This window comes from Neorhizobium tomejilense, from assembly GCF_964254135.1.
In the GTDB taxonomy this organism is placed as follows: domain Bacteria; phylum Pseudomonadota; class Alphaproteobacteria; order Rhizobiales; family Rhizobiaceae; genus Neorhizobium; species Neorhizobium tomejilense.
The window spans coordinates 1,585,902-1,607,692 of the sequence record NZ_CAXUSO020000001.1 but is presented as its reverse complement, the minus strand read 5'-3'; the positions used below and the strand labels follow the sequence as shown (position 1 = coordinate 1,607,692).

19 protein-coding genes are annotated in these 21,791 nt (G+C 62.5%); 11 read left to right on the top strand and 8 right to left on the bottom strand.

Features of this window, described 5'->3' with window-relative positions; genetic code table 11:
- Positions 1 to 7 precede the first annotated feature (7 nt).
- Entirely contained in the window at positions 8 to 3,409 is a 3,402-nt protein-coding gene (locus tag ACSQ3G_RS08245; protein ID WP_436109650.1) for a hypothetical protein, read from the bottom strand.
- A 126-nt stretch (positions 3,410 to 3,535) separates the two neighbouring features.
- On the opposite strand from ACSQ3G_RS08245, the gene bcp reads away from it, so the two are divergent.
- The 5 genes from bcp to ACSQ3G_RS08220 all read left to right on the top strand — a co-directional run bounded on the left by bcp (position 3,536) and on the right by ACSQ3G_RS08220 (position 8,435).
- On the top strand, positions 3,536 to 4,003 hold the full coding sequence (bcp, locus tag ACSQ3G_RS08240) for a thioredoxin-dependent thiol peroxidase (RefSeq protein ID WP_436109649.1): 468 nt from the start codon (positions 3,536 to 3,538) through the stop codon (positions 4,001 to 4,003).
- A 13-nt stretch (positions 4,004 to 4,016) separates the two neighbouring features.
- Entirely contained in the window at positions 4,017 to 4,844 is an 828-nt protein-coding gene (locus ACSQ3G_RS08235; protein WP_436109648.1) for a ferritin-like domain-containing protein, read from the top strand.
- Positions 4,845 to 4,936: 92 nt separating this feature from the next.
- Positions 4,937 to 6,250: a M23 family metallopeptidase gene (locus ACSQ3G_RS08230; protein WP_436109647.1), complete on the top strand. Its 1,314-nt coding sequence runs from the start codon at positions 4,937 to 4,939 to the stop codon at positions 6,248 to 6,250.
- A gap of 210 nt (positions 6,251 to 6,460) precedes the next feature.
- A complete protein-coding gene (locus ACSQ3G_RS08225) occupies positions 6,461 to 8,014 on the top strand; it encodes a DEAD/DEAH box helicase (RefSeq protein ID WP_105401374.1) in 1,554 nt (517 codons plus the stop codon).
- A 7-nt stretch (positions 8,015 to 8,021) separates the two neighbouring features.
- Positions 8,022 to 8,435, top strand: a complete 414-nt coding sequence (locus ACSQ3G_RS08220) for an NUDIX domain-containing protein (protein ID WP_436109646.1) — start codon at positions 8,022 to 8,024, stop codon at positions 8,433 to 8,435.
- 181 nt (positions 8,436 to 8,616) lie between these two features.
- On the opposite strand, the gene ACSQ3G_RS08215 is transcribed toward ACSQ3G_RS08220, so the two are convergent.
- The 7 genes from ACSQ3G_RS08215 to ACSQ3G_RS08185 are packed head-to-tail and all read right to left on the bottom strand — an operon-like array spanning position 8,617 to position 14,354.
- Positions 8,617 to 8,943, bottom strand: a complete 327-nt coding sequence (locus tag ACSQ3G_RS08215) for a TfoX/Sxy family protein (RefSeq protein ID WP_436109645.1) — start codon at positions 8,941 to 8,943, stop codon at positions 8,617 to 8,619.
- A 4-nt stretch (positions 8,944 to 8,947) separates the two neighbouring features.
- Complete coding sequence (locus ACSQ3G_RS08210) at positions 8,948 to 10,582, bottom strand: NTP transferase domain-containing protein (RefSeq protein ID WP_436109644.1); 1,635 nt, start codon at positions 10,580 to 10,582, stop codon at positions 8,948 to 8,950.
- 4 nt (positions 10,583 to 10,586) lie between these two features.
- Complete coding sequence (locus tag ACSQ3G_RS08205; RefSeq protein WP_436109643.1) at positions 10,587 to 11,282, bottom strand: XdhC family protein; 696 nt, start codon at positions 11,280 to 11,282, stop codon at positions 10,587 to 10,589.
- Positions 11,282 to 11,608 (bottom strand): XdhC family protein, encoded by a 327-nt coding sequence (locus ACSQ3G_RS08200; protein WP_436109642.1) that lies wholly within the window; start codon positions 11,606 to 11,608, stop codon positions 11,282 to 11,284. Before ACSQ3G_RS08200 ends, ACSQ3G_RS08205 begins: the two co-directional genes overlap by 1 nt.
- Positions 11,605 to 12,870, bottom strand: a complete 1,266-nt coding sequence (locus ACSQ3G_RS08195) for a vWA domain-containing protein (RefSeq protein ID WP_436111689.1) — start codon at positions 12,868 to 12,870, stop codon at positions 11,605 to 11,607. Before ACSQ3G_RS08195 ends, ACSQ3G_RS08200 begins: the two co-directional genes overlap by 4 nt.
- Positions 12,871 to 12,899: 29 nt before the next feature.
- Positions 12,900 to 13,829 carry an AAA family ATPase gene (locus ACSQ3G_RS08190; protein ID WP_436109641.1) on the bottom strand — a complete coding sequence of 310 codons (930 nt, stop codon included), beginning with the start codon at positions 13,827 to 13,829 and terminating at the stop codon, positions 12,900 to 12,902.
- Positions 13,830 to 13,853: 24 nt separating this feature from the next.
- Positions 13,854 to 14,354: a flavin reductase gene (locus ACSQ3G_RS08185; protein WP_436111688.1), complete on the bottom strand. Its 501-nt coding sequence runs from the start codon at positions 14,352 to 14,354 to the stop codon at positions 13,854 to 13,856.
- A gap of 173 nt (positions 14,355 to 14,527) precedes the next feature.
- Between ACSQ3G_RS08185 and ACSQ3G_RS08180 the strand changes: the two genes are divergently transcribed.
- The 6 genes from ACSQ3G_RS08180 to ACSQ3G_RS08155 all read left to right on the top strand — a co-directional run bounded on the left by ACSQ3G_RS08180 (position 14,528) and on the right by ACSQ3G_RS08155 (position 21,782).
- On the top strand, positions 14,528 to 15,601 hold the full coding sequence (locus ACSQ3G_RS08180) for an ABC transporter substrate-binding protein (protein WP_436109640.1): 1,074 nt from the start codon (positions 14,528 to 14,530) through the stop codon (positions 15,599 to 15,601).
- Positions 15,602 to 15,661: 60 nt separating this feature from the next.
- On the top strand, positions 15,662 to 16,351 hold the full coding sequence (gene rpe / locus ACSQ3G_RS08175; protein ID WP_046626418.1) for a ribulose-phosphate 3-epimerase: 690 nt from the start codon (positions 15,662 to 15,664) through the stop codon (positions 16,349 to 16,351).
- Positions 16,348 to 17,085: a DUF2259 domain-containing protein gene (locus ACSQ3G_RS08170; RefSeq protein ID WP_436109639.1), complete on the top strand. Its 738-nt coding sequence runs from the start codon at positions 16,348 to 16,350 to the stop codon at positions 17,083 to 17,085. The genes rpe and ACSQ3G_RS08170 overlap by 4 nt, the downstream gene beginning before the upstream one ends.
- Before the next feature lie 85 nt (positions 17,086 to 17,170).
- A complete protein-coding gene (purB, locus tag ACSQ3G_RS08165) occupies positions 17,171 to 18,478 on the top strand; it encodes an adenylosuccinate lyase (RefSeq protein WP_436109638.1) in 1,308 nt (435 codons plus the stop codon).
- Between the two features lie 31 nt (positions 18,479 to 18,509).
- A complete protein-coding gene (locus ACSQ3G_RS08160) occupies positions 18,510 to 19,064 on the top strand; it encodes an RBBP9/YdeN family alpha/beta hydrolase (RefSeq protein WP_105416141.1) in 555 nt (184 codons plus the stop codon).
- 126 nt (positions 19,065 to 19,190) lie between these two features.
- The gene (locus ACSQ3G_RS08155; RefSeq protein WP_436109637.1) at positions 19,191 to 21,782 is read left to right on the top strand and encodes a sensor domain-containing protein; all 2,592 of its coding nucleotides are present in this window, start codon (positions 19,191 to 19,193) and stop codon (positions 21,780 to 21,782) included.
- Positions 21,783 to 21,791: the final 9 nt, after the last annotated feature.

The window sequence follows — 21,791 nt, the reverse complement described above, 5'->3', positions numbered from 1 at the left end:
GCCCTTTTTATTGGAATTCAAAGATCTGGCGGAAGATGCCGGGGGCGATCAGCGACAGCGGGTTAACGGTCAGCCTCGGCTTTTCGAACGGCCCTTCGAGCTTGAAGGTGATGCCGAGCAGGCCGCGATCGCGGCCATTGCCGAGAATGGCACCGATCAGCGGCAGCTCGCCGAAAAGTCGGTTCAGTCCGTAAGCCGGCATGAACGTCCCGGTCATCTCCATATTGCCCTTGGCGTCGCGCACCAGGCCCTGGAAGGTCGCACCGATCTGCTCGCCGCGCACCACGCCGTTTTCTATGGCGAACGAGCCATTCCGATAAAGCAGGCTTGCAAAACCGCGCTGGAATTTTGCCGAATTGACATCGATGTTCTTTTTCGTCGCCGTGTTCAGGCTGCGGCCCTCCTGATCCGGCGTCGCGACGAGAGACTGGAGTTTGGTTTCGTTGACCAGCGCGAAATTGCGCAGATCGATGGCACCGGTCCAGGCGTCGCCCTGCGCCTTCAGGCGCAGGTTCAGGAGCCCGCCGCGCATGTTATCGTAGAGGTTCATGAAGCGGATGATAGCGCCCGCGTCGCCGCTGGTGATCGAGATCGTGTCGCCCGCATTCATCTCGCTGACGACCGCCTGGCCGCTTTCCGTCGAGCCGGAAAAATCGGCCGTCGAGATATTGCCGCCGCGGCTTGAAAACAGGAACGACACGTTCGAGAGGGTCTGGTCGTTGAAGCCGATCATGCGGTCGAGCTTGCCGCGCACGGTGGCGTTGCTCGTATCGTCGTCACCGCGCTTGGCGCCGCTGCCGCTCTTTCCGCCTCCGCGGATCTTGGTGACGACAGGCCGCATATCGACGACGGAGCCGCTGATCGAGACGTCGAAATTACCCTTGGCGCGTTTGACGCTCACCGCATAATTGTCGGACGGCGAGAGTTGCATATGCGAGAAGTCCGCCGACGTCAGGCTCCCGCCATTGAGCGCGAAGCTGCCGCGCGCGCCAAAACCGTCGCCGGAGAGTTCGAAGTTGCGGATATCGGAACGCTCTCCCGTGTCAGACTGCTCGAATTGCGCCTTGGCCGGAATGCCGCCGCCCTTGGTCCAACCGAGCCACGGGATGGAAAGCGTCGCCCGGCTGAGATCGAGCGAGACCGTCTGACGGGTTTCGTCGATCCGCGTCAGCTGAGCCGTCACCGTCCCGTCAATCACGTCCGAGAGGCCGGGGGCGAGTTTTTCCCGCTGATCGTTGTTGAGAATGGTCTTGATGATCCGCTCGCGCTTCGTCGGAGAGCCCGGACCGACGGGTTCGACCAGCATGATATCGGCCGGTACATCATCGATCTTCCCTTTGGCGCTGAGCCGTGCCGTCAGGTTGTCGATGTCGAGCGTGCCATCCAGATCGCCGATCTTGCGACCGGAAAATTGCGGGCCGAGATCGACGCCTTCGAGAGCGACATGGGCGTTCCAGGTGGGCTTCGGCGGGTTGTGCGCCAGGATCAGCCCCATATGGGCCTTGAGATCGACGCGCGCATGGCCGGTAAAATCCTCCGGCTTGAACTCGGTCCCCTTCAACGCATTGATCGGCCGGAAATTCGCAAGCTCGGTCATCGCGTCGGCGGGTCCCGCAATCTTGAGCGAAAGATCCGCCATCAATGGCTTGGCATAGGTGGACGGGATCGAGAACCGGCCGCCTTCGACGGCGACGAACCGACCGGACGGGAAGAAGGAGGACGCGCGCGCGACATCGACCTGCATCACCTCGCCCTTCAAATCGAACCGGCCGTCGATATCGCGCAGCGGCGGCACGTCGCCTGGCAGGTTGATCCGGGCATCGGCGAGATCGAAGCCGATCTGCAGCTCGTTCTTGTCGAGCTCCATCGGAATGCCGGGTCCCTTCATCCGGCCGGCCGGAATGAAAACGGCGATCGAACCGTTGGTAATGGTGCCGCCGAACATATTGTCCATCACCCAGTCGCGCGGTTTCCGCGCCATCCAGAACGGCCAGAGCTGTTTGACCCCAGTCACTTCCATATGCGGCAGTTGCGCCCCGAAACTGATCTCGGGAGACTGGTTGCCGAACCGCACCTTCAAGGATCCGGCCATGCGGCCGAGGGGGCTGGAAACCCCCATTTCATCGAACTGAAGCTCGCGATCCGCCGACAGGTAACGTCCGTTCGCCTTGAGATCGAAGCGCGCCGGCTGCTCGCTTGTCGTGGCGCCGACGGCCGTCGCCCCGCTGATCAGAACGTCGAGGCCGAAGCCGGGACGCTTGTCGTCCGGATTGAGCCTGTCGAGATCGATCATCGCGCCCGTGAACGGCAGGATGGTCGGGCCGAAACGGGCCTCGGATTTCAGCAGCTCGATCGAATTCTTCGAAAAGTCGTAGGCGACGTTGATATTGGCGCCGCTCAAGGTCTGCTGGATGCCGTCGAAATAGAAATGGCCGGGCGACTGGCGAAGGGTCGCGGTGATAGCCGGCTTTACGGCCTCGCGTGAGCGAACCGCCGAAAGATCGAGATCGAGGGAGCCCTCGATCCCCTCGCGCGGCCGGCCATCCTCGGTTCGCTGCAGCATGAAAGATGTCACTTCGAGGCCCGTCAGCTTGGCCGAGAGCGACGAGGTGACCCCTTCGACGGTCTTCGACGCGGCCACGAGAACCGCCTTGCGACCGTTGAGGCTGATCGCACCGTTGATCTCGACCTCTCCTTCGGCGCTGCGCGTCAACTCGAGATCGTCGACGACCAGCGCGATCGGCTTGCGTCCAGGTGCTGCCGGCAGCAGGATTTCGATGCCGGCTATGCTGACGGAGCCCGTCCCGGTTCGCTCGATGAGCGCGCGTGCTTCGTCGAGACGCTGGAAAATCTCTTCCAGCAGCGCCGGCATGGCATCGATGCGGACTTCCGAGATCGGCAACGGATCGCCGGAGGGCAATTGCGCGGTATCGAGACGGATATGTTCCGCCTCCATATGCTTGATCGACACCCGGCCGCCGAGAAGCGCCAGCGGATCGACCGCCATGCGCATGGCGCCGGCGCGGCTCAGATGTTGGCCGGTCGCCTGTTCGACGATATCGACGTCGCGTGCCTCCAGCGCAAGGCGCAACCTCGAATCGAACCGGATGGCCGTCGAGCCGACTGTGGCCACGTAACGCGGACCGATGGCGTTGTTGATGGCGCTCTGGGCGCGCGACGAAAGCGTGCTGTCGACCATGCCGCCCTCGATCGCGAAAACGGCGCTGCCGATCGCAAGAAACACCAGCAGGAGGAAAAGCAGCACGGTCTTGCCGAATCGCCTGCCCCGCCGGCTTGGCAGCGGGCAGTGCACGATGATCGGATCCTCGACCTGCGCGGAAGGCAATTCATGCAGCGGAACGAGTTCTTTCCGGCTGAAACTGACCCTTTCTCCGCGAATTTCCGACATCAGGCTGAGGACTCGTCTTTCTGCAATGGTATTCGACCGGGCGCGACTGCTCTGGACGTCGCTCGGGCGAATATATACCGATTGCGGCAAATATCACTCACGATACCGGCGAAAGAAAGGAAATCCATGGCCAACCTGACCATTGGCGACATCGCACCGGACTTCGAACTTCCACGCGACGGCGGCGGCACCGTTTCCCTCAAGGCTTTTTCGAGAAAACCCGTCGTCCTCTACTTCTATCCCAAAGACGACACCGAGGCCTGCACCAAGGAAGCGATCTCGTTTACGGGCCTTTTAGCCGATTTCGAAAAGGCCGGTGCGCCGGTCATCGGCGTTTCGCCCGACAGCGTCAAGAAGCATGAGAAGTTCGCCCAGAAACACGCGCTTTCGATCATTCTCGCGGCCGACGAGGACACGTCCCTTGCCAATCTCTACGGCGTCTGGAAGGAGAAGAGCATGTATGGCCGCACCTATATGGGTGTGGAACGCACGACCTTCCTGATCGGCGCCGACGGGCGCATCGCCCGAATCTGGTCGAAGGTGAAGGTAAAAGGGCATGCCGAGGAGGTGCTTGAAAGCCTCAAGGCGTTGTAGGCAGGAGACATCGATGGCGGGCGAGTTTTCGATCACGTCGCTTCGGGGCGGCGCAACGGCGGCAATCCTGTCGGCCGATCTCGATATCAAGACGAGGCTGGCGCAGGAGACCGCCACCCGCTGGTTCGAACGGCGGCTGTCGCTCCGCTCGCCGCTCGACCCGCCCCTGCCCGAGCGGCCCGGCCGGCCGGCAAAGCCCGAGCTGGTGCCGCCGAAGGCAGTTGGCAAGCGTTCGCTGCACACCGTCAACGGCCGTATCGCGACGCTGCATGCGATCGCCCATATCGAGCTCAATGCCGTCGACCTGGCGCTCGATATCGTCGCTCGCTTTGCGACCGAGCCGGTGCCGAACTCCTTCTTCGACGGATGGATGCAGGTGGCTTTCGAGGAGGCCAAACATTTCCGGATGGTGCGGACCCGGCTGAACGACATGGGCGCCGACTATGGCGACATGCCCGCCCATGACGGCCTCTGGCAGGCGGCCCATTCCACCCGAAACGACCTTACCGCCCGCCTTGCCGTCGTGCCGCTCATTCTCGAAGCCCGCGGGCTCGACGTAACGCCATCGCTGCAGGCGAAGATGCGCGAGACCGGCGATCTCGAAAGTGCAGCCGTTCTCGACGTGATCTACAATGATGAAAAGGGCCATGTGGCGATCGGCGCGAAATGGTTCCGCTTTCTGTGCGCCCGTGAGCGGAAGGATCCGGCAGCGACGTTCCAGCAGCTGGTGCGCGCCAATTTCCGCGGATCGCTGAAGGCGCCATTCAACGATATCGCCCGGGCCGAGGCGGGCCTGACGCCATCATTCTACAGGTCGCTGACCTCCACCAGCTACGCCTGAACGCCTCGATTAAAGCGTTCGTTAACCATATCCATGTGTAATCCCGACAATGGGAACAGCGGCCGGACGAGTCGCATCTCCGGGAGATCCGCGTGGCGAAGGGAACCGAAAGCCGGGTGTTTGGGAAGCGGGCGCCCCAACACGTTCTCATTTTCGCCAGCGGTGAAAAGATCCGCCACATGACCATCCGGCCCTGGATGGCCGCCTTGACCTTCTGTTTTCTCGGCGTTTTCGCGATCGGCTATCTCGGTGCCACCTCCTATCTGGTAATCCGCGACGACCTGATCGGCGCGACCATGGCGCGGCAGGCTCGCATGCAGCACGATTACGAGGATCGGATCGCCGCGCTGCGCGCCCAGCTCGACCGCATCACCTCGCGCCAGCTTCTCGACCAGCAGGTGGTCGAGCAGAAAGTCGAGAAGCTGCTGGAACAGCAGAACGCCCTCTTTTCGCGCCACGGCAAACTTGGTTCTCTTCTGAACCGCGCCGAGGAGTCCGGTCTCACGACGTCGGAAACACCGGCGCCGACGGTGCTTCAGCCGCCGGCCAAGGAACGCCAGGCCTCGCTTTCCGGTGGCAGCGGCGGCGTCAAGGCGATCGAGAAACTCCTCTCGGGCGAAACCTCCGCCACACCGCTCCAGATGTCGACCGCGCTTGGTTATGCGCCGCTCCGCGAAAACATCGCCGACAGGGCCGATCGGGTCTTCTCCAGAGTGACGCTTTCGCTGAAGAACATCGAGAAGGAACAGCTTGCCAAGATCGCCAACCTGACGACCGGCGCCTCGGAAACCGCAGATGCGATCGCCGCAATCCTGAAGCGAACAGGCGTCGAGGTGGCATCCGCAGACAAGGTGACGGAAGACGCCACGAGCGGCGTTGGTGGCCCCTATGTCGCACCGCAAACCCAGATCGGTGCCTTCGATGCCTCGCTCGACGAACTCGATGCCGCGCTCAGCCGGCTGGAAGCCGTGCGCGAGACGGCGCGCGACCTGCCCTTCGGCAATCCCGCGCCCGGCCGTCCGGTCACCAGCCGCTACGGCAACCGCATCGATCCCTTCCTCGGCCGGCTTGCGCTGCATGCGGGCATCGATTTTCAGGCCTCGACCGGCGACGACGTGAAAAGCACCGGCGCCGGCAAGGTGGTTTCGGCCGGCTTCACCAGCGGTTACGGCAACATGGTCGAGATCGACCATGGCCAGGGCATCACCACACGTTATGGCCATATGTCGAAAATCCTGGTGAAGGAAGGTGACGAAGTGGCTGCCGCGGACGTGATCGGCAAGGCGGGCTCGACCGGCCGCTCCACCGGCCCGCACGTCCATTACGAGGTCCGCCGCGACGGCAATCCCATCGATCCCGTGCACTTCCTCAATGCCGGCATGAAGCTCACCACCTACCTCAATTGAGGTAAGCTGTCGGCCAAAAGGCAATCCTTTGCCGGCAGAACGATAGCCGGCTTGCCCCGCGAGCATCTTCATTCACCAATCCGGCGGCCAATCGCCTTGCTTTCCTTGACTTTTGGACATTTTGGTCCTATGTCGCGGGCCAGTTGTCGAGCAGCCATGCATCGACTCCCATAGTGTTCGTACAGAACCGGAACGGAAACAGAATTCCCTTTGACCACATTTGCTGATCTTGGCCTGAGCCAGAAAGTCCTCTCCGCTGTCACAGACGCGGGTTATACGATCCCCACGCCCATCCAGGCAGGGGCGATCCCGCATGCTCTGCAGCGCCGCGATATCTGCGGCATCGCCCAGACCGGCACGGGCAAGACGGCCTCCTTCGTTCTCCCGATGCTGACGCTTCTGGAAAAGGGCCGCGCCCGCGCCCGCATGCCGCGTACGCTGATCCTCGAGCCGACCCGCGAACTCGCCGCCCAGGTCGCCGAAAATTTTGAAAAATACGGCAAGAACCACAAGCTCAACGTCGCGCTTTTGATCGGCGGCGTTTCCTTCGACGACCAGGACCGCAAGCTGGAACGTGGCGCCGATGTGCTGATCTGCACGCCCGGGCGCCTGCTCGACCATTGCGAGCGCGGCAAGCTGCTGATGACCGGCGTCGAGATCCTCGTCATCGACGAGGCCGACCGCATGCTCGACATGGGCTTCATCCCGGATATCGAGCGGATCGCCAAGATGATCCCCTTCACCCGGCAGACGCTGTTCTTCTCGGCCACCATGCCGCCGGAGATTCAGAAGCTCGCCGACCGCTTCCTGCAGAACCCGGAGCGGATCGAAGTCGCCAAGCCCTCTTCGACCGCCAAGACCGTGACGCAGCGCCTCGTCGCTTCGCACAACAAGGACTACGAGAAGCGCGCCGTGCTGCGCGATCTCATCAAGGCCCAGGACGACCTGAAAAACGCGATCATCTTCTGCAATCGCAAGGTCGACGTCGCCGATCTTTTCCGTTCCCTCGAGCGGCATGGCTTCTCGGTCGGCGCGCTGCATGGCGACATGGACCAGCGTTCGCGCACGACGATGCTGCAGAATTTCCGCGACGGCAATATCCAGCTGCTGGTCGCCTCCGACGTCGCCGCGCGCGGCCTCGACCTGCCGGACGTCGGCCACGTCTTCAACTTCGACGTACCGATCCACGCGGAGGACTATGTCCACCGCATCGGCCGGACCGGACGCGCCGGCCGTTCGGGCCGCGCGTTTACCCTCGTCACCCGCTCCGACACCAAATATCTCGCTGCCATCGAGAATCTCATCAACGAGAAGATCGAATGGCTGAACGGCGACATTTCCGCCCTTCCGGCGCCGATGGAAAGCCATGAGAGCGAACGTGGTGGTCGCAAGGGCCGGGATCGTGATAAGGAGCGCGGCCGCGGCAGACGAAGCGATTCGGGACGTGCCGATTCTGGGCGCGGGGATTCGAGTCACAAGGCTGACACGAAGATTCAAGATAATCCGATTGAAGCAGTCGAAGAGGCATTTGTGGAAGCTAGGGTGGAAACCGTGAAACCGGAACGCAAGGCAGACAGGAAGCCGCAGAACAGTGGCGGCAACCGCAACTCGCGGCCGACACCTGCCCCGGCACCCGCAAACGACGACAATCGCGAGCGTCGCCAGCGTTACCACCGCGATCACGACGACGGCCCTACCCCGATCGGCTTCGGCGACGATATTCCGGCTTTCATGCTGATCGTCGCAAACGGCGGCAAGGCTTAACACTTCCGTGTTCACGCCCGGCGTTGATTTTCCTGGCGTCGGTGCCGGGCTGGTGATTCTGCGCGACGATGGCAAGGTTCTGCTTTGCCGTCGCCTGAAGGCGCCGGAAGCGGGCTTCTGGAACATTGTCGGCGGCAAGGTCGATCCGATGGAACCTTCCTCGGAAGCCGCCCGCCGCGAGGCGGAGGAAGAAACCGGCCTCACCATCGGCAAGGTCGATTTTCTCTGCATGGCCGAAGAGATCATCGAGGCCGACCGGCAGCACTGGGTCTCGCTGATCTACGTCACCAAAGATTTCACCGGCGAACCTTCGCTCACGGAGCCCGACAAACTGTCGGACATCGGCTGGTTTGATCCTCACAACCCGCCTCAGCCGCTTTCTGCCTTTTCTGCCAGGGCCTTTTCATATCTCCCAAAATGAGTGCAAACGAAAACCGCTCCGGAGAACCGAAGCGGTCGACTTGATGAAATCATTTTGACAGAATTTCCGGATGCAAGCTTGCCGAGAGATTCGGCGGCCGACGTCCCTCAATATGCGGTGAACGGTATGTGCTTCGGACCCTGTCGGGCAAGATGCGAAATCTAGCACTCAGGGTCGAAGTTCAGGATTTGGAGTTGGCGCGCACGGCCGCGTCGAATGCGAGCTGCACCCATTTGCGCATCTCGTCGGGATCGTCGAAAGCGTCTTCCGGCACTGACCAATAGGGCATCAGCACCGGCTTTCCCTTCTTTCCCTCATAGAACCATTGCCTGGCGCCGGCCGCTTCGAATTCCGGCGCGCTGACGGCATCCACCTTCAGCATGATCTCGCCGCGCAGATCGATCGCAACGATCAAACCGTCGTGATAGATGCCCTTGCCGCCGAACATGCGGCGGATCGAGACCGGGCCGAGCCCCTCGAACATTTCCTCGATGTCGGAATTGTCCATTCGCCTACCTTTTCAAAATCCCGCCGGCGGCCGTCACCGCCTCCGGCGTATCCACGTCCAGATGCGCGGCGGGACCGATATCTACGTCGATCACCGAAAGTCCGGAGTTTTCGATGATCGCACGGGCGCCGACATCGCCTTCCAGCCGCAACACAGCATCGAAAGCGATTCGCGGGAGAATGATCGGGTTGCCGCGCTTTCCATCCGAGACCGAACGGACCACGACACCGCCGCCGGCCTGCCGGAAGGCGGCGATCAGCATGTTCAGATGCTCCGTGGTGACGCCCGGCATGTCGGCCAGCATGACAAGGATGCCGTCCTTCTGGGCCAGTTCCGGATTGGAGAAACCGGCAACCAGCGAACTTGCCATGCCGGAGGCGTAGTCCGGATTGAAGTGAGAACTGATATCGAGGCCGGCCAGCACCGTCTCGATCTCGTCGCGCCGATGACCGGTTACGGCGACCACGAGCGAGGCCTGCGACGCCAGCAGAATCCCGGCGGTGCGGCGGACAAGAGGAATGCCGTCGAACTCGGCGAGCAGCTTGTGCGGCCCGTCCTTGCCCATGCGCCGCGCCTGGCCAGCGGCAAGCATCAGGGCACCGACAGACAATGTCGCCGCCTTTTCCGCCGTGGCATCGCGCGGACGCGGGCGGGTCGGAATCTCCATCAACAGGCCGCCGACGCCCATACCGGTGATATCGAAGGAGGTCGGCGTCTCGCCGGCCATCAGCCGGTTCAGCACCCAGTCGAAACCGTTTTCCTTTGGCGAACGGGCACAACCCGGCGCACCCAGCACCGGGACCTTGCCGATCCGGCCGAGAACCAGCAGATTGCCGGGGTCGACGGGCATGCCGACCTGATCCACCTCACCGCCCGCGTGGCGGATGGCGGCGGGAATGACGTCGTCGGGATCGGCCACAGCCGAGGCGCCGAAGACAATAATCATAGCCGGCTCATTAATTTCCTCCAGCCGAAGCCGCTGAAGAACCTCGGTAAGGCGTTCGGCGGAATGGGGAATGCGGATCTCTTTTATTAGCCGGCTACCGGATGGCGCGAGCCTTTGCTCCAGCAGCTTCGCAGTCCGATCCATGACCGACATTTTCAGCGAGGCAAGCTCCGTCGCGATCAGCGTCACCGCACGGGGACTGAAGGCCTTCACCTCGAAAGCGACCGATTCTGCCAGCAGCGCCACGGCTTCCGTGACTTTCGCACCGCCGACGGCGAGCGGGATGATCTTGACGGTCGCCACCATGTCGCCGGCGCGCACCGCTACATGGTCGGCAAGGCAGGCGAGCGTGATCGCCGGATCGATGCGGTTCAGGGCGTCGACCACCCTCTTGTCGGCGACAAAAAGCCCATCCACCTTGGCATAAATGTTGACGCGGCCGGTCGTCGCCTCCGAGAAGCGCAGATTGTCCGGCGCGATCGCATCGGCGATCGCCTGGGCCGCGTCGTCCTCCAGCATGTCGCCGGGATCGAGCCGGACCGCTACGACGGATGCGACGCCTTCTTCCGAAAGTCGGGCGATATCCTCCCGCGACAGCATCTGCCCCTTAGACATGCGGCCGGCGGCCAGCCTGATACTGTGTGCCAGCACCACGCCTTCAGCTTCGCCGAGTTCGAACGTCCCATATCTCATGGCGTCACCCTGCGGTGACGAGATCGCGCCGGCGGAACGCCTGGACGATCTGGGCCAGCGTGGCGAGCGCAATCTCGGCAGGGCTCGCGGCCCCTATGTCGAGGCCGATCGGAGCGGCTATACGGCCGATCTCGTTGTCGGTGCGGCCCATTTCCTTCAGCCGCTCCACACGCTTCGCATGGGTTTTCCGGCTGCCGAGCGCGCCGACGTAAAAACACCCGATCCGCAGCGCTTCGGAGAGCGGGAAATCGTCGATCTTCGGATCATGGGTGACGGCCGCCAGTGCCGTATAAGCGTCGAGCGGGCGATCCTTCAACACGTCTTCCGGCCAGTCGGCGATCAGCTCGACACCCTCGAAACGTTCCTCGGTCGCGAAAGCCGTGCGCGGATCGATGATCGTCAGGTCATATCCGGCGACTGGGGCCAGTCGTGCCAACGCCTGGCTGATATGCACGGCGCCGATCACCACGATGCGCGGCGGCGGCAGGTGCACGTTGAGGAACAGCGACCGGCCTTCGACCTCGACCGTCCCCGCCTTGCCGCTGCGAAACGTCTTGGCGATCTCTTCGTCGAGTGGGCCGGAGGCGGCCTCACCCTCCAGGACGACCCGCGTGTCATCGCTGGCAAGATCGGTGACGACCACGGCAGCCCTGCGGGAGCGCCTGGCGGCGTTGAGTTTCGTCAGTACCTCGAGCTGCATCAGCCGAGCCTTTCCACATAAACCCGGATCCGGCCGCCGCAGGACAGGCCGACCCGCCAAGCGGTCTCATCGGCAACGCCAAATTCCAGCATTTTAGGCGCCCCGCTCTCGATCACGTCGATGGCCTCCGTGATGACAGCGCCTTCGACGCAGCCGCCGGAAACGGAGCCTTCGAAATTGCCTTCGCCATCGATAACGAGATGGCTGCCGGTCGGCCGCGGAGCCGAGCCCCAGGTCTCGATCACGGTTGCAATCGCCACGTTGCGGCCGGCCTGCCTCCAGCTCTCGGCGGTCAGCAACGGGTCCAGAATTTCGGAAACAGTCATGCGACCCTCCTCATGTCCAAATAGCGCCGCGGGTCCGCGGCCTTTGTATGATCGTCCGACAATGCAATCGCCAAATCGGCAAGTGAGCGCAGGTTATGGACGGCGCGAAACTCGTCCACATGCGGCAGCATGGCGCGTACGCCCCGCGCCCGGGCCTCGAAACCATCGAAGCGCAACAGCGGGTTCAACCAGATCAGACGGCGGCAGGAACGGTGCAGCCGGTCCATTTCCCGTGCCAGTTCCTCGACGCCTTCCCGCTCCAGGCCGTCGGTGATCAACAGCACGACGGCGCCCTGCCCCAGCACGCGGCGGGACCAGAGCCGGTTGAATTCAGCAAGCGTCGCGCCGATCCGCGTTCCGCCGGACCAGTCGCGCACCGCATCCGTACAGCCCGATAGCGCTTCGTCCGGATCGCGGCGGCGCATCTGGCGAGTGACGTTGGTCAGCCGAGTGCCAAACAGGAAGGTATGTACCCGGGTGCGCTTTTCGGTCAGCGCATGCAGGAAATGCAGGAAGATGCGGGTGTACTGGCTCATCGAGCCGGAAATATCGGCGAGCACGACCAGCGGCGGCGGGGCCGTCTTTCGCTGGCGGAACCGCGGCAAGATGAGATCGCCGCCGCTCTTCATCGCCTGGCGCATGGTGGCGCGCGGGTCGATCCTCGGCGGGCGGCTGGACGGCCGGAACCGCCGAGTCGCCACCTTATCCAAGGGCAGAGCGAGCTTGACCAATTGGCGCCGGGCTTCGGCCAGTTCGGCCGCACTCATCTGGGCGAAATCCATGCGCTTAAGGATTTCGCCGGCAGAAGTCGTGAAGCGGGAGTCGACTTCGATCTCCGGCGGTTTCTTGCGGTTCGGGGTCTCCGGCTGGTCGGCGGTCAGCGCCTCGCTGACGCGGGTGGCGCCGGCCTTCTGCTTTTCTCTTTCGCGATTGTCGGCAGCTTTGGGCGACATCATCGCGATCATCTTGCCGACCAGATCGCGGGAACGCCAGAACAGGCGAAAGGCCTCGTCGAAGACCGGCTGGTCCTCATGGCGCTTGACGAAGACGGCCGACAGCGCCGCGTGGAATTCCTCGCGCGAACCGATGCCGATCGCATCGACAGCGGCAATCGCGTCGCCGGCAGCGGCAGGCCCCGTCTTCAGCCCGGCACGGCGCAATACACGCGAAAAATAGACGAGATTGTCGGCGAGCCGGCCATCATCGCCAGACCTCCCCACACCGAACCCTGCAATGCCGGCCGGAACCGGGGGCACGATCATTCCGTCGTCGCTCAAGCCTGCCATAGCCCCTATCCCGCTGCCAGAAGTTCGGCCTTCACTTCGGAAAGCACGCGCTCGCCCTCGCCGCCTTTGATGCGGGCGATATCGTCCTGATATTTCAAGAGCGTTCCGAGCGTATCGGCGATCGTCTCCGGATCGAGCGCGATCCGGTCGAGCTCGGTCAGCGCCGTCGCCCAGTCGATGGTTTCAGCGACGCCCGGGTTCTTGAAGAGATCGACTGTCCGCAGCCTCTGCACATAGGCGACCACCTGCCGCGACAGGGTTTCGGAGCATTGCGGCACCTTGCGGCGGATGATCTCCAGTTCCTGTGCCGCATCCGGATAATCGACCCAGTGATAGAGGCAGCGCCGCTTCAGTGCGTCGTGAATTTCGCGGGTGCGGTTGGTGGTGATGATGACGATCGGCGGCTCTTGCGCCTTGATCGTGCCAAGTTCGGGGATCGTCACCTGGAAGTCGGACAGCACTTCCAAGAGGAACGCTTCGAAGGCCTCGTCCGTGCGGTCGAGCTCGTCGATCAGGAAGACCGGCGCCGGACCACCCGGTTGGCCAAGCGCCTGCAGCACCGGCCGGCGGATCAGGTGGCGTTCGGAAAACAGGTCCGCCTCAATGCGCGTGCGATCCTTGACGCCGGATGCTTCCGAAAGCCGGATGTCCAGCATCTGGGCCGGATAATTCCATTCGTAGACCGCCGAGGAGATATCGAGGCCCTCGTAACACTGCAGCCGGATCAACGGCCGGTTCAAGGCCTTGGCCAGCGTCTTGGCGATCTCGGTCTTGCCGACGCCTGCTTCGCCCTCGAGGAAGAGCGGGCGCTTCATCCTCAGCGCCAGGAAGATCACCGTGCCGAGCGAGCGTCCGGCAAGATAATCCTCGGCGCCCAAAAGCGCGATCGTCTCGTCGATCGAGGTTGGCAAAGCGCTCGTTTTTCCCTCAGGCATAATCACACCCTTTCAAACGGCATCCTATAAACTACGAAAGCCGCGATCCAGATAGATGAGCGAGGGGTTCGCCTCGCCGAAATGTATGGCCTTCACCTCGCCGAACATCACGAAATGGGTCGAAACCCGTTTTATGTCGGTCAGCCGGCAATCGAAGCTGACGACGGCATCGGCCAGTACCGGAGCGCCGGTCACCAGCGTCTTCCAATCTCCGAGCGCGAACCGCTCGTCGGCGGGAACGCCGCTCAGGCCCGCAAACCCCGTTGCCAGCGCCTGATGATGCGCCGCCAGCGAATTCAAAGCAAAGACGCCGCTCCTCTCGAAGATGGCATTGCTCGCGTTGCTGCCGTTCAGGCAGACGAGCACGGTCGGCGGGTTGTCAGAGACTGAGCAGGCTGCCGTTACCGTCACGCCGCGCCGCACGCCTTCGAATTCCGTCGTCACAACCTGGACGTGGCCAGCGTATCGTGCCATGCCGTTCCGGTAGTGGACGGGATCGAGGAAAGGCTGGTCCGTCAAAGGCATCTCGTGAAAGGCATCGGGGACTGCTGTCAGTCCCGCATTACTCTTTGAGATATGGTGGCAAAAACCCTTGATGTCCACCGGAGTTGCGGCTTTTTACTTCGACAAGCCGATTCTCTTTGACGGCTGCGATCAGAAAGCTAAATGTCGCTTCAAGATAGAATCCCAGGAAAAACATGACAGCACGACGTTTCATCATCGCCGGACTGCTGGCTTCGTTTCTCGGATGCGGATCGGCACCGGCGGCAGTGATCGGGGTGGTCGCGCCGCGCTCCGGCCCATACGCTCCGCTCGGCACTCAGGTCTTTCAGGGCGCACGCGCGGCAGCGGAGGCGGGCGGCGACACCGTCGTCGAGATCGACGAAAGCTGCGATGGAAATGGCGGCGCTGCCGCCGCCAAGGGCCTCGCCAACGCGAAAGTGTCCGCCGCGGTCGGTTTCCTCTGCGTCGAGACGCTATCCACCGCGTTGCCGCTGCTAAAGGCCGCACAGATCCCGGCCATTACCGTCTCGGTGCGCTCGAAAATCCTGATGGAAGACACGTTGCGCAACGGCTGGCCGTTCTTCCGCATGGCGCCAGCCGAAGGCGACGAGGCGGAGAAACTGTCCGAAACCATCCTCAGCATCTGGAAGGCGGAGCCAATCGCGCTGGTCGAGGACGGCACGATCTACGGCCGCGAGCTCGCCAGCGCCATCCGTCAGCGCCTCGAACCGATGGGCATCACGCCGATCTTCACCGACACGTTTCGGCCTGGCCAGGAGCAGCAGGTGGCGCTGGTGCGCCGTCTCGCCAAGGCGGGGGCAAGCCATGTGTTCGTCGGCGGCGACCGAAACGACATGGCGATCATCGCCCGCGACGGTGCTTCGGAAAACTTTCCCCTCACCTTGCTTGGCGGCGATAACCTGCGTGCTGCCAACCGTCCGGTGCCCCTGCGCGAGGGCGTCCTGACCGTCGCCCTCCCCGACTACGCCACCCTGCCCTCCGCGGCGGCGGCCGTCGCAGCCCTGCGCGCGAAAAATATCGATGCGGACGGTTATCTGCTGCCGGCCTATGCCGCCACCGAACTTGTTCACCAGGCGGTGACCGCGGCGGCAGGCCAGCCCCTGGCACAGGCGATCAGCAGCCGCTCCTTCAATACCGTGATCGGCCCGATCGCCTTCGATCGCGGTCATGAACTGAGGGACAATCCGTTCCGCCTGCTCGAATGGCGGGGATCCACGTTCATCCTCTCGCGTCCGGCGACAGACTGACGATTGTTCCGCCCACGCCGCAATGTTAGAGGGACCGTTGACAACCGGAGACTTTCGACCATGACGCTCGCCACCGCCCTGCCGATCCGCATCGCCCCGTCCATTCTCGCGGCCGATTTTTCAAAGCTCGGCCAGGAAGTGCGCGACGCCGTCGAAGCGGGAGCCGAATGGGTCCATCTCGACGTGATGGACGGGCATTTCGTGCCGAACATCTCGTTCGGTCCTGATGTCATCAAGTCGCTGCGGCCTTACACCACCGCCTTTTTCGACTGCCACCTGATGATCTCACCGGCCGATCCCTACCTCGAAGCCTTCGCCAAGGCCGGATGCGACGGCATTACCGTGCATGTCGAGGCCGGGCCGCACCTGCACCGCTCGCTTCAGACGATCCGCTCGCTCGGCAAGAAGGTCGGGGTCACGCTCAACCCGGCAACGCCGCTCTCGGCGATCGAAAACGTGCTGGACGATATCGACCTGATCCTGATCATGAGCGTCAATCCGGGCTTCGGCGGCCAAAAGTTCATTCCCGCGATGACCGACAAGATCCGCGCTGCCAAGGCGATGATCGGCAGCCGGCCGATCGAGCTGGAAGTCGACGGCGGCATTACCGCGGACACGATCGGCGCGGCAACCGCTGCGGGCGCCAATGTCTTCGTTGCCGGATCTGCGGTTTACAAAGGCGAAGGAATCGCGGCCTATCGTGAGAACATCGCGCGGCTGAAGGCTGCGGCGGAGGACGGACGCAGATGATATCAGCCTTGCGATCTTCGGTTCCGGCATTTGCGGCGATGTTGTTCGCCGGTTCTACATCCGCGGCCGATATCGCAAGCGTGCGCCCGATCGGCTTTTCCTCCGACGGCGCCGTTTTCGCTTTCGAGGAATACGGCGTCCAGGACGGATCCGGCTTCCCCTATGCCAATATCTACGCGCTCGACCTCAACAAGGATACCTACCTGCCGGGAACGCCGTACCGGGTCCGGCTGGAACAGGATGGAGCGACGATCGCCAAGGCCCGCTGGCAGGTGCACAACGACGCAGATGTGATGATCGAAACCCACGAGCTCGCCAATCATCCAGGTGAACTGGTCGCTTTCAACCCCATCACCGAGATCGGCAACGCTCCTCATCAGCTGCGCTATCGCAGCGTTCCGGCCGTACCGCCGGTCGGAGAAGCCAATACGCTTGTCCTCGACGAGGTCCCGCAACCGCTCGGGCCGCAATGTGAAGGCATAGTCGAAAAGACGGTCTCCTTGCGCCTTCGCTTTACCGAGCGGAACGGGAAGCCCGTCAACGACGTGGTTCACGAAGACCAGCGCATTCCGGCTTCGCGCGGTTGCGTCACCAGTTACCGGCTCGCCGGTGTCGTCAGCGGCTCGTCGCTCGAAGGCGCTCCGGTGGAAGTCGCGTTGATCATGGTCCTCAGCGCCGGTTTCGAGGGCCAGAACGGCCGCTGGATCGCCGTTCCGGTCAAGACAGCGCCCTAATCCTGTTTGATTGCCTCAAAAACTTGAGCTTCGCCGCGCTTCTTGCTACAGCGCAGCCGACACTCGTGAAGGAAACGACAAGCCCATGATCCCCCGTTACTCGCGGCCCGAAATGGTCGCCATCTGGTCGCCCGAAACAAAGTTCCGCATCTGGTTCGAAATCGAGGCACATGCCTGCGATGCGCTTGCGGCGATTGGCGTGATCCCGAAGTCGGCAGCGGAGACGATCTGGGCAAAGGGCGGCTCGGCCACGTTCGACGTTGCCCGCATCGACGAGATCGAAGCCGTCACCAAGCATGACGTCATCGCCTTCCTCACCCATCTCGCCGAATTTGTCGGTCCCGACAGCCGCTTCATCCACCAGGGCATGACGTCTTCCGACGTGCTCGACACCTGCTTCAGCGTGCAGCTGGTGCGCGCCACGGATCTGCTGCTTGCCGATATCGACAAGCTGCTCGAAGCTTTGAAGCGCCGTGCCTTCGAGCACAAGGACACGGTCACGATCGGCCGCAGCCACGGCATCCACGCGGAGCCGACAACGTTCGGCGTCAAGCTCGCCCAGGCCTATGCGGAATTCGACCGCAACAAGACCCGCCTGCTCGAAGCCCGCGACGAGATCGCCACCTGTGCGATTTCAGGCGCCGTCGGCACCTTCGCCAATATCGACCCCCGTGTCGAGGAACATGTCGCCGCAGCGCTTGGCCTGAAGCCGGAACCGGTCTCGACCCAGGTCATTCCGCGTGACCGTCACGCCATGTATTTCGCGATATTGGGCGTGATCGCCTCGTCGATCGAACGGCTGTCGATCGAAGTCCGCCACCTGCAGCGCACCGAAGTCCTCGAAGCGGAAGAGTTTTTCTCGCCGGGCCAGAAAGGCTCGTCGGCTATGCCGCACAAGCGCAACCCGGTGCTGACCGAGAACCTGACGGGCCTTGCCCGCATGGTGCGCTCCTACGCATTGCCGGCGATGGAGAATGTGGCGCTCTGGCACGAGCGGGACATTTCGCACTCCTCGGTCGAGCGCATGATCGGCCCGGACGCGACGGTAACGCTCGATTTCGCGCTGGCGCGCATGACCAGCGTGATCGACAAGCTGCTCGTCTATCCTGAGAACATGATGAAGAACATGAACAAGTTCCGCGGGCTTGTTCACTCGCAGCGGGTGCTGCTTGCCCTTACGCAAGCCGGGATCTCCCGCGAGGACGCCTACCGTCTCGTGCAGCGCAACGCGATGCGGGTCTGGGAAGAAGGCAAGGATTTTCTCGAGGAACTGCTGGCGGACCAGGAAGTCCGTGCCGCACTTTCCGAAGAGGACCTGCGCGAAAAATTCGACCTCGGCTATCACACCAAACACGTGGACACGATCTTCCGCCGGGTCTTCGGCGAGGCTTGATCTTGACCCTCTGCGAACACAGATAAGCGCCATGAAGGCATCCGAAGCAGATATATTGATCGTCCCCGGCTACACCAATTCCGGGCCGCATCACTGGCAGACCCGTTGGGAGCAGAAGCTGACAACGGCCCGCCGGGTCGAGCAGGAGGAATGGTCGAAGCCGGTGCGCGAGGACTGGGTCACACGTGTCGCCGAAGAGGTGAACCGTGCGACGCGGCCCGTCGTCATCGTCGCCCATTCGCTCGGCATCCCGACCGTCATTCACGCCGTTCCGCTGTTCACGAAACCGGTAGCCGGCGCCTTTTTCGTGGCTCCGCCGGAAGTGGACAATCCGTCCATCCGGCCCAGGCACCTTCAGACCTTCGGCCCCTACCCGCGTGATCCGCTTCCCTTCCCGTCTCTGACGGTCGCAAGCCGCAACGATCCCTTCGGCTCCTACGAACATGCGGACGACATTGCCTCCGCCTGGGGTTCGATGCTGGTCGATGCCGGGGAGGCCGGCCATATCAACCAGGATTCCGGCCATGGGCCGTGGCCGGAAGGAACAATGGTTTTTGCCCAGTTCCTCAGTCGCCTCAAGCCTTGAAAATACGACAGAATAGGCGTTGACCCCTAATTTTCGGGTGCGTCAATTCGAACAGCATTTTTAAGCTGGACTTAATTGACACTTGCTAAGGTGCGCGCTCGTTTTCTAGCGCGCCAGGCTGTGCCGATGCCGTCAAATGTTCTCTCACGCCTACTGGACTCCGGCCCCGGAGACGAGATCGGCGTTCTTGAGACGGTATTTCAGGCGGCTCCTTTCCCGATTGCCATCATCGATCATGCCGCCGTGCTGCTGTTCGCAAACAGCACATTCAAACGCGAATGGATCGGCGAGGGCCGGCTACCGACTGCCTTGTCGGCCCTCCTGCATCCCGACGACCAAGCCAAGGTCCCCCTGGCGATCCAGGGCCTGAATATCGATTCCTCAGCGGAACGTCTGGAACTGCGCATCGTGAGCCCGGCCGGCTCTCAGCGATGGGTGGTGGCGACCGTCACGCCACTCGGAACGAATTTCAAAGGCCGGTGTCTGTTTGCGGCCCACCTGACTGACATCACCGACCAAAGGCGGCAGTTCGAAGAACTTGCCGAACGCGAAAGCCGCTGGGACAACGCGCTGGTCAGCTCCGTCTCGGGCGTCTGGGACCATAATTACGCGACCGGCCAGAAATATTACTCGCCGGTGTGGCGGCAGATTCGGGGGATGTCGGCGGAGGACCCGCTGGCGGCCAGCACCGAGGAATGGCTCAAGCTTGTCCATCCGGACGACCATGCGCGTGTCATCCATGCCATGGAGCGGCAGATCGCCGGGGATCCCGCCTACGCCGTCTTCGACTATCGCGAACGCCACAAGCAGGGGCATTGGGTCTGGATCGAATGCCGGGGTGCCTGCGTCGAATGGGACGCCAACGGCAAGGCGACCCGCGTCGTCGGCACTGACACGGACATCACCGCCCGCAAGGCTGCGGAGGAAACAACGGCGCAGATGTCGCGGCGGCTCGACATGGCGCTCGAAATATCGGGCATCGGCGTCTACGAATCTGACTTCTCCACCGGCGAGGTTGAATGGGACGAACGGATGTTCCGGATCTACGGACTGGAAAAGAGCGAGGAAGTGAAGATCGGTGGGCTTTGGGAGAGCTTCCTGCACCCGGACGATGCCGCACGCGTTCAGGCAAATGTTCTCGACAATATCGAGGAGGGCAAACGCTTTTTCGATGAATACCGCGTGATACTGCGGGACGGCTCCGAACGTGTGATACGCACTCGCACCATGTCCTTCATCGACGGTAACGGTCACCAGAAGATGGTTGGCGCCAACTGGGATGTCACGGCCGATGTGACGCTTCACCGCGAACTGGAACGGGCAAAGACCCTTGCCGAGGCGCGCAACCGCGAACTCGAAGCCGCCCGTAGCAGCATCGAGCACAATGCGATGCACGACTACCTGACCGATCTCCCCAATCGGCGTTATCTCGACGAGATGCTGGATCGCATGGCGGCGGAATGCGCCCGCGACCGGCACGGCATCGCAATCCTCCATATCGACCTCGATCGCTTCAAGCAGATCAACGACACGCTCGGCCACAGTGCCGGCGACACGATGCTGAAGCATGTGGCGAAAGTTCTCAAAGGCACGATCCGCAAGGAAGATTTCGTCGCCCGTATCGGCGGCGACGAGTTCGTCATCCTGTCGAAATTCGAAGGATCGCCACGCAAGCTCTCGCATCTGGCCGACCGCATCATCAAGGAACTGCGCAAGCCGGTATCCTATGAGGGCCACGACTGCCGTTTCGGCGCCAGCATCGGCATCGCCTGCCATACGGGAGCGGATGTGGATGCGAGACAGCTTCTCCTGAACGCCGATATCGCGCTCTACCGGGCCAAGAACCGCGGCCGCAACCGGCATGAATTCTTCTCTGCCGAGACACAGAATGAGATCATCAGCACCAAGCGCATTTCCGACGAGATCCTTCTTGCTCTCGAGCGCGACGAGTTCATTCCGTATTATCAGCTGCAGTTCGATGCGAAGACGCTGGAGATCGCCGGCGTAGAAACGCTGGCGCGGTGGATGCACCCGGAACGCGGCATGCTGTCTCCCGACAAGTTCCTCGATATGGCCGAGGAACTCGACGTCGTCTCGGTGATCGACGGGACCATTCTCGACAAGGCGCTTGCCGATTTCCGGGACTGGCGCGCGCAAGGCCTTCCGATCCCAAAACTTTCGGTCAACGTTTCCTACCGGCGGCTGCGCGATGCCTCGCTGTCGCGCAAGCTCAGGAAACTCAGGATCGAGCCCGGCACGGTCTCCTTCGAGCTGCTCGAATCGATCTTCCTCGACGACTGCGACGAGGATGTCCTGAGGAACCTGGCGCGCATCAGGAAGCTCGGCATCGAGATCGAGATCGACGATTTCGGCACCGGCCACGCCTCGATCATTGGCCTCCTGCGGCTCAATCCGCGTGCGCTGAAGATCGACCGTGAGCTCGTACGTCTCGTCTCCCAGTCGCAAAAGCAACGGAAGATGGTCGGATCGATCATCGAGATCGGCAAATCGCTGAATATCGAGGTTGTCGCGGAAGGCGTCGAGACCACCGAACAGATCCGCATCCTGCGCGATCTCGGCTGCGACATCCTGCAGGGTTTTGCGCTGGCAAGGCCGATGCCGCGCAGTAGCGTTCCGGATTTCATACTTTCCGGCCGCTGGCGCCCCGGCGAAAACCCGCAGCCCGACAGCCGCAAGCGGCTCCCCACCGACCGCTGAGAACCCGCT

Bases quoted from the DNA above. Each gene is read 5' to 3' on its own strand.
- ACSQ3G_RS08180 (WP_436109640.1), top strand. From the start codon at position 14,528: ATGACAGCACGACGTTTCATCATCGCCGGACTGCTGGCTTCGTTTCTC.
- ACSQ3G_RS08245 (WP_436109650.1), bottom strand. From the start codon at position 3,409: ATGTCGGAAATTCGCGGAGAAAGGGTCAGTTTCAGCCGGAAAGAACTC.
- ACSQ3G_RS08170 (WP_436109639.1), top strand. From the start codon at position 16,348: ATGATATCAGCCTTGCGATCTTCGGTTCCGGCATTTGCGGCGATGTTG.
- ACSQ3G_RS08155 (WP_436109637.1), top strand. From the start codon at position 19,191: ATGCCGTCAAATGTTCTCTCACGCCTACTGGACTCCGGCCCCGGAGAC.
- ACSQ3G_RS08195 (WP_436111689.1), bottom strand. From the start codon at position 12,870: ATGATCGTGCCCCCGGTTCCGGCCGGCATTGCAGGGTTCGGTGTGGGG.
- ACSQ3G_RS08190 (WP_436109641.1), bottom strand. From the start codon at position 13,829: ATGCCTGAGGGAAAAACGAGCGCTTTGCCAACCTCGATCGACGAGACG.
- ACSQ3G_RS08205 (WP_436109643.1), bottom strand. From the start codon at position 11,282: ATGCAGCTCGAGGTACTGACGAAACTCAACGCCGCCAGGCGCTCCCGC.
- ACSQ3G_RS08215 (WP_436109645.1), bottom strand. From the start codon at position 8,943: ATGGACAATTCCGACATCGAGGAAATGTTCGAGGGGCTCGGCCCGGTC.
- purB (WP_436109638.1), top strand. From the start codon at position 17,171: ATGATCCCCCGTTACTCGCGGCCCGAAATGGTCGCCATCTGGTCGCCC.
- ACSQ3G_RS08210 (WP_436109644.1), bottom strand. From the start codon at position 10,582: ATGAGATATGGGACGTTCGAACTCGGCGAAGCTGAAGGCGTGGTGCTG.
- ACSQ3G_RS08235 (WP_436109648.1), top strand. From the start codon at position 4,017: ATGGCGGGCGAGTTTTCGATCACGTCGCTTCGGGGCGGCGCAACGGCG.
- ACSQ3G_RS08185 (WP_436111688.1), bottom strand. From the start codon at position 14,354: ATGCCTTTGACGGACCAGCCTTTCCTCGATCCCGTCCACTACCGGAAC.
- rpe (WP_046626418.1), top strand. From the start codon at position 15,662: ATGACGCTCGCCACCGCCCTGCCGATCCGCATCGCCCCGTCCATTCTC.
- bcp (WP_436109649.1), top strand. From the start codon at position 3,536: ATGGCCAACCTGACCATTGGCGACATCGCACCGGACTTCGAACTTCCA.
- ACSQ3G_RS08200 (WP_436109642.1), bottom strand. From the start codon at position 11,608: ATGACTGTTTCCGAAATTCTGGACCCGTTGCTGACCGCCGAGAGCTGG.
- ACSQ3G_RS08160 (WP_105416141.1), top strand. From the start codon at position 18,510: ATGAAGGCATCCGAAGCAGATATATTGATCGTCCCCGGCTACACCAAT.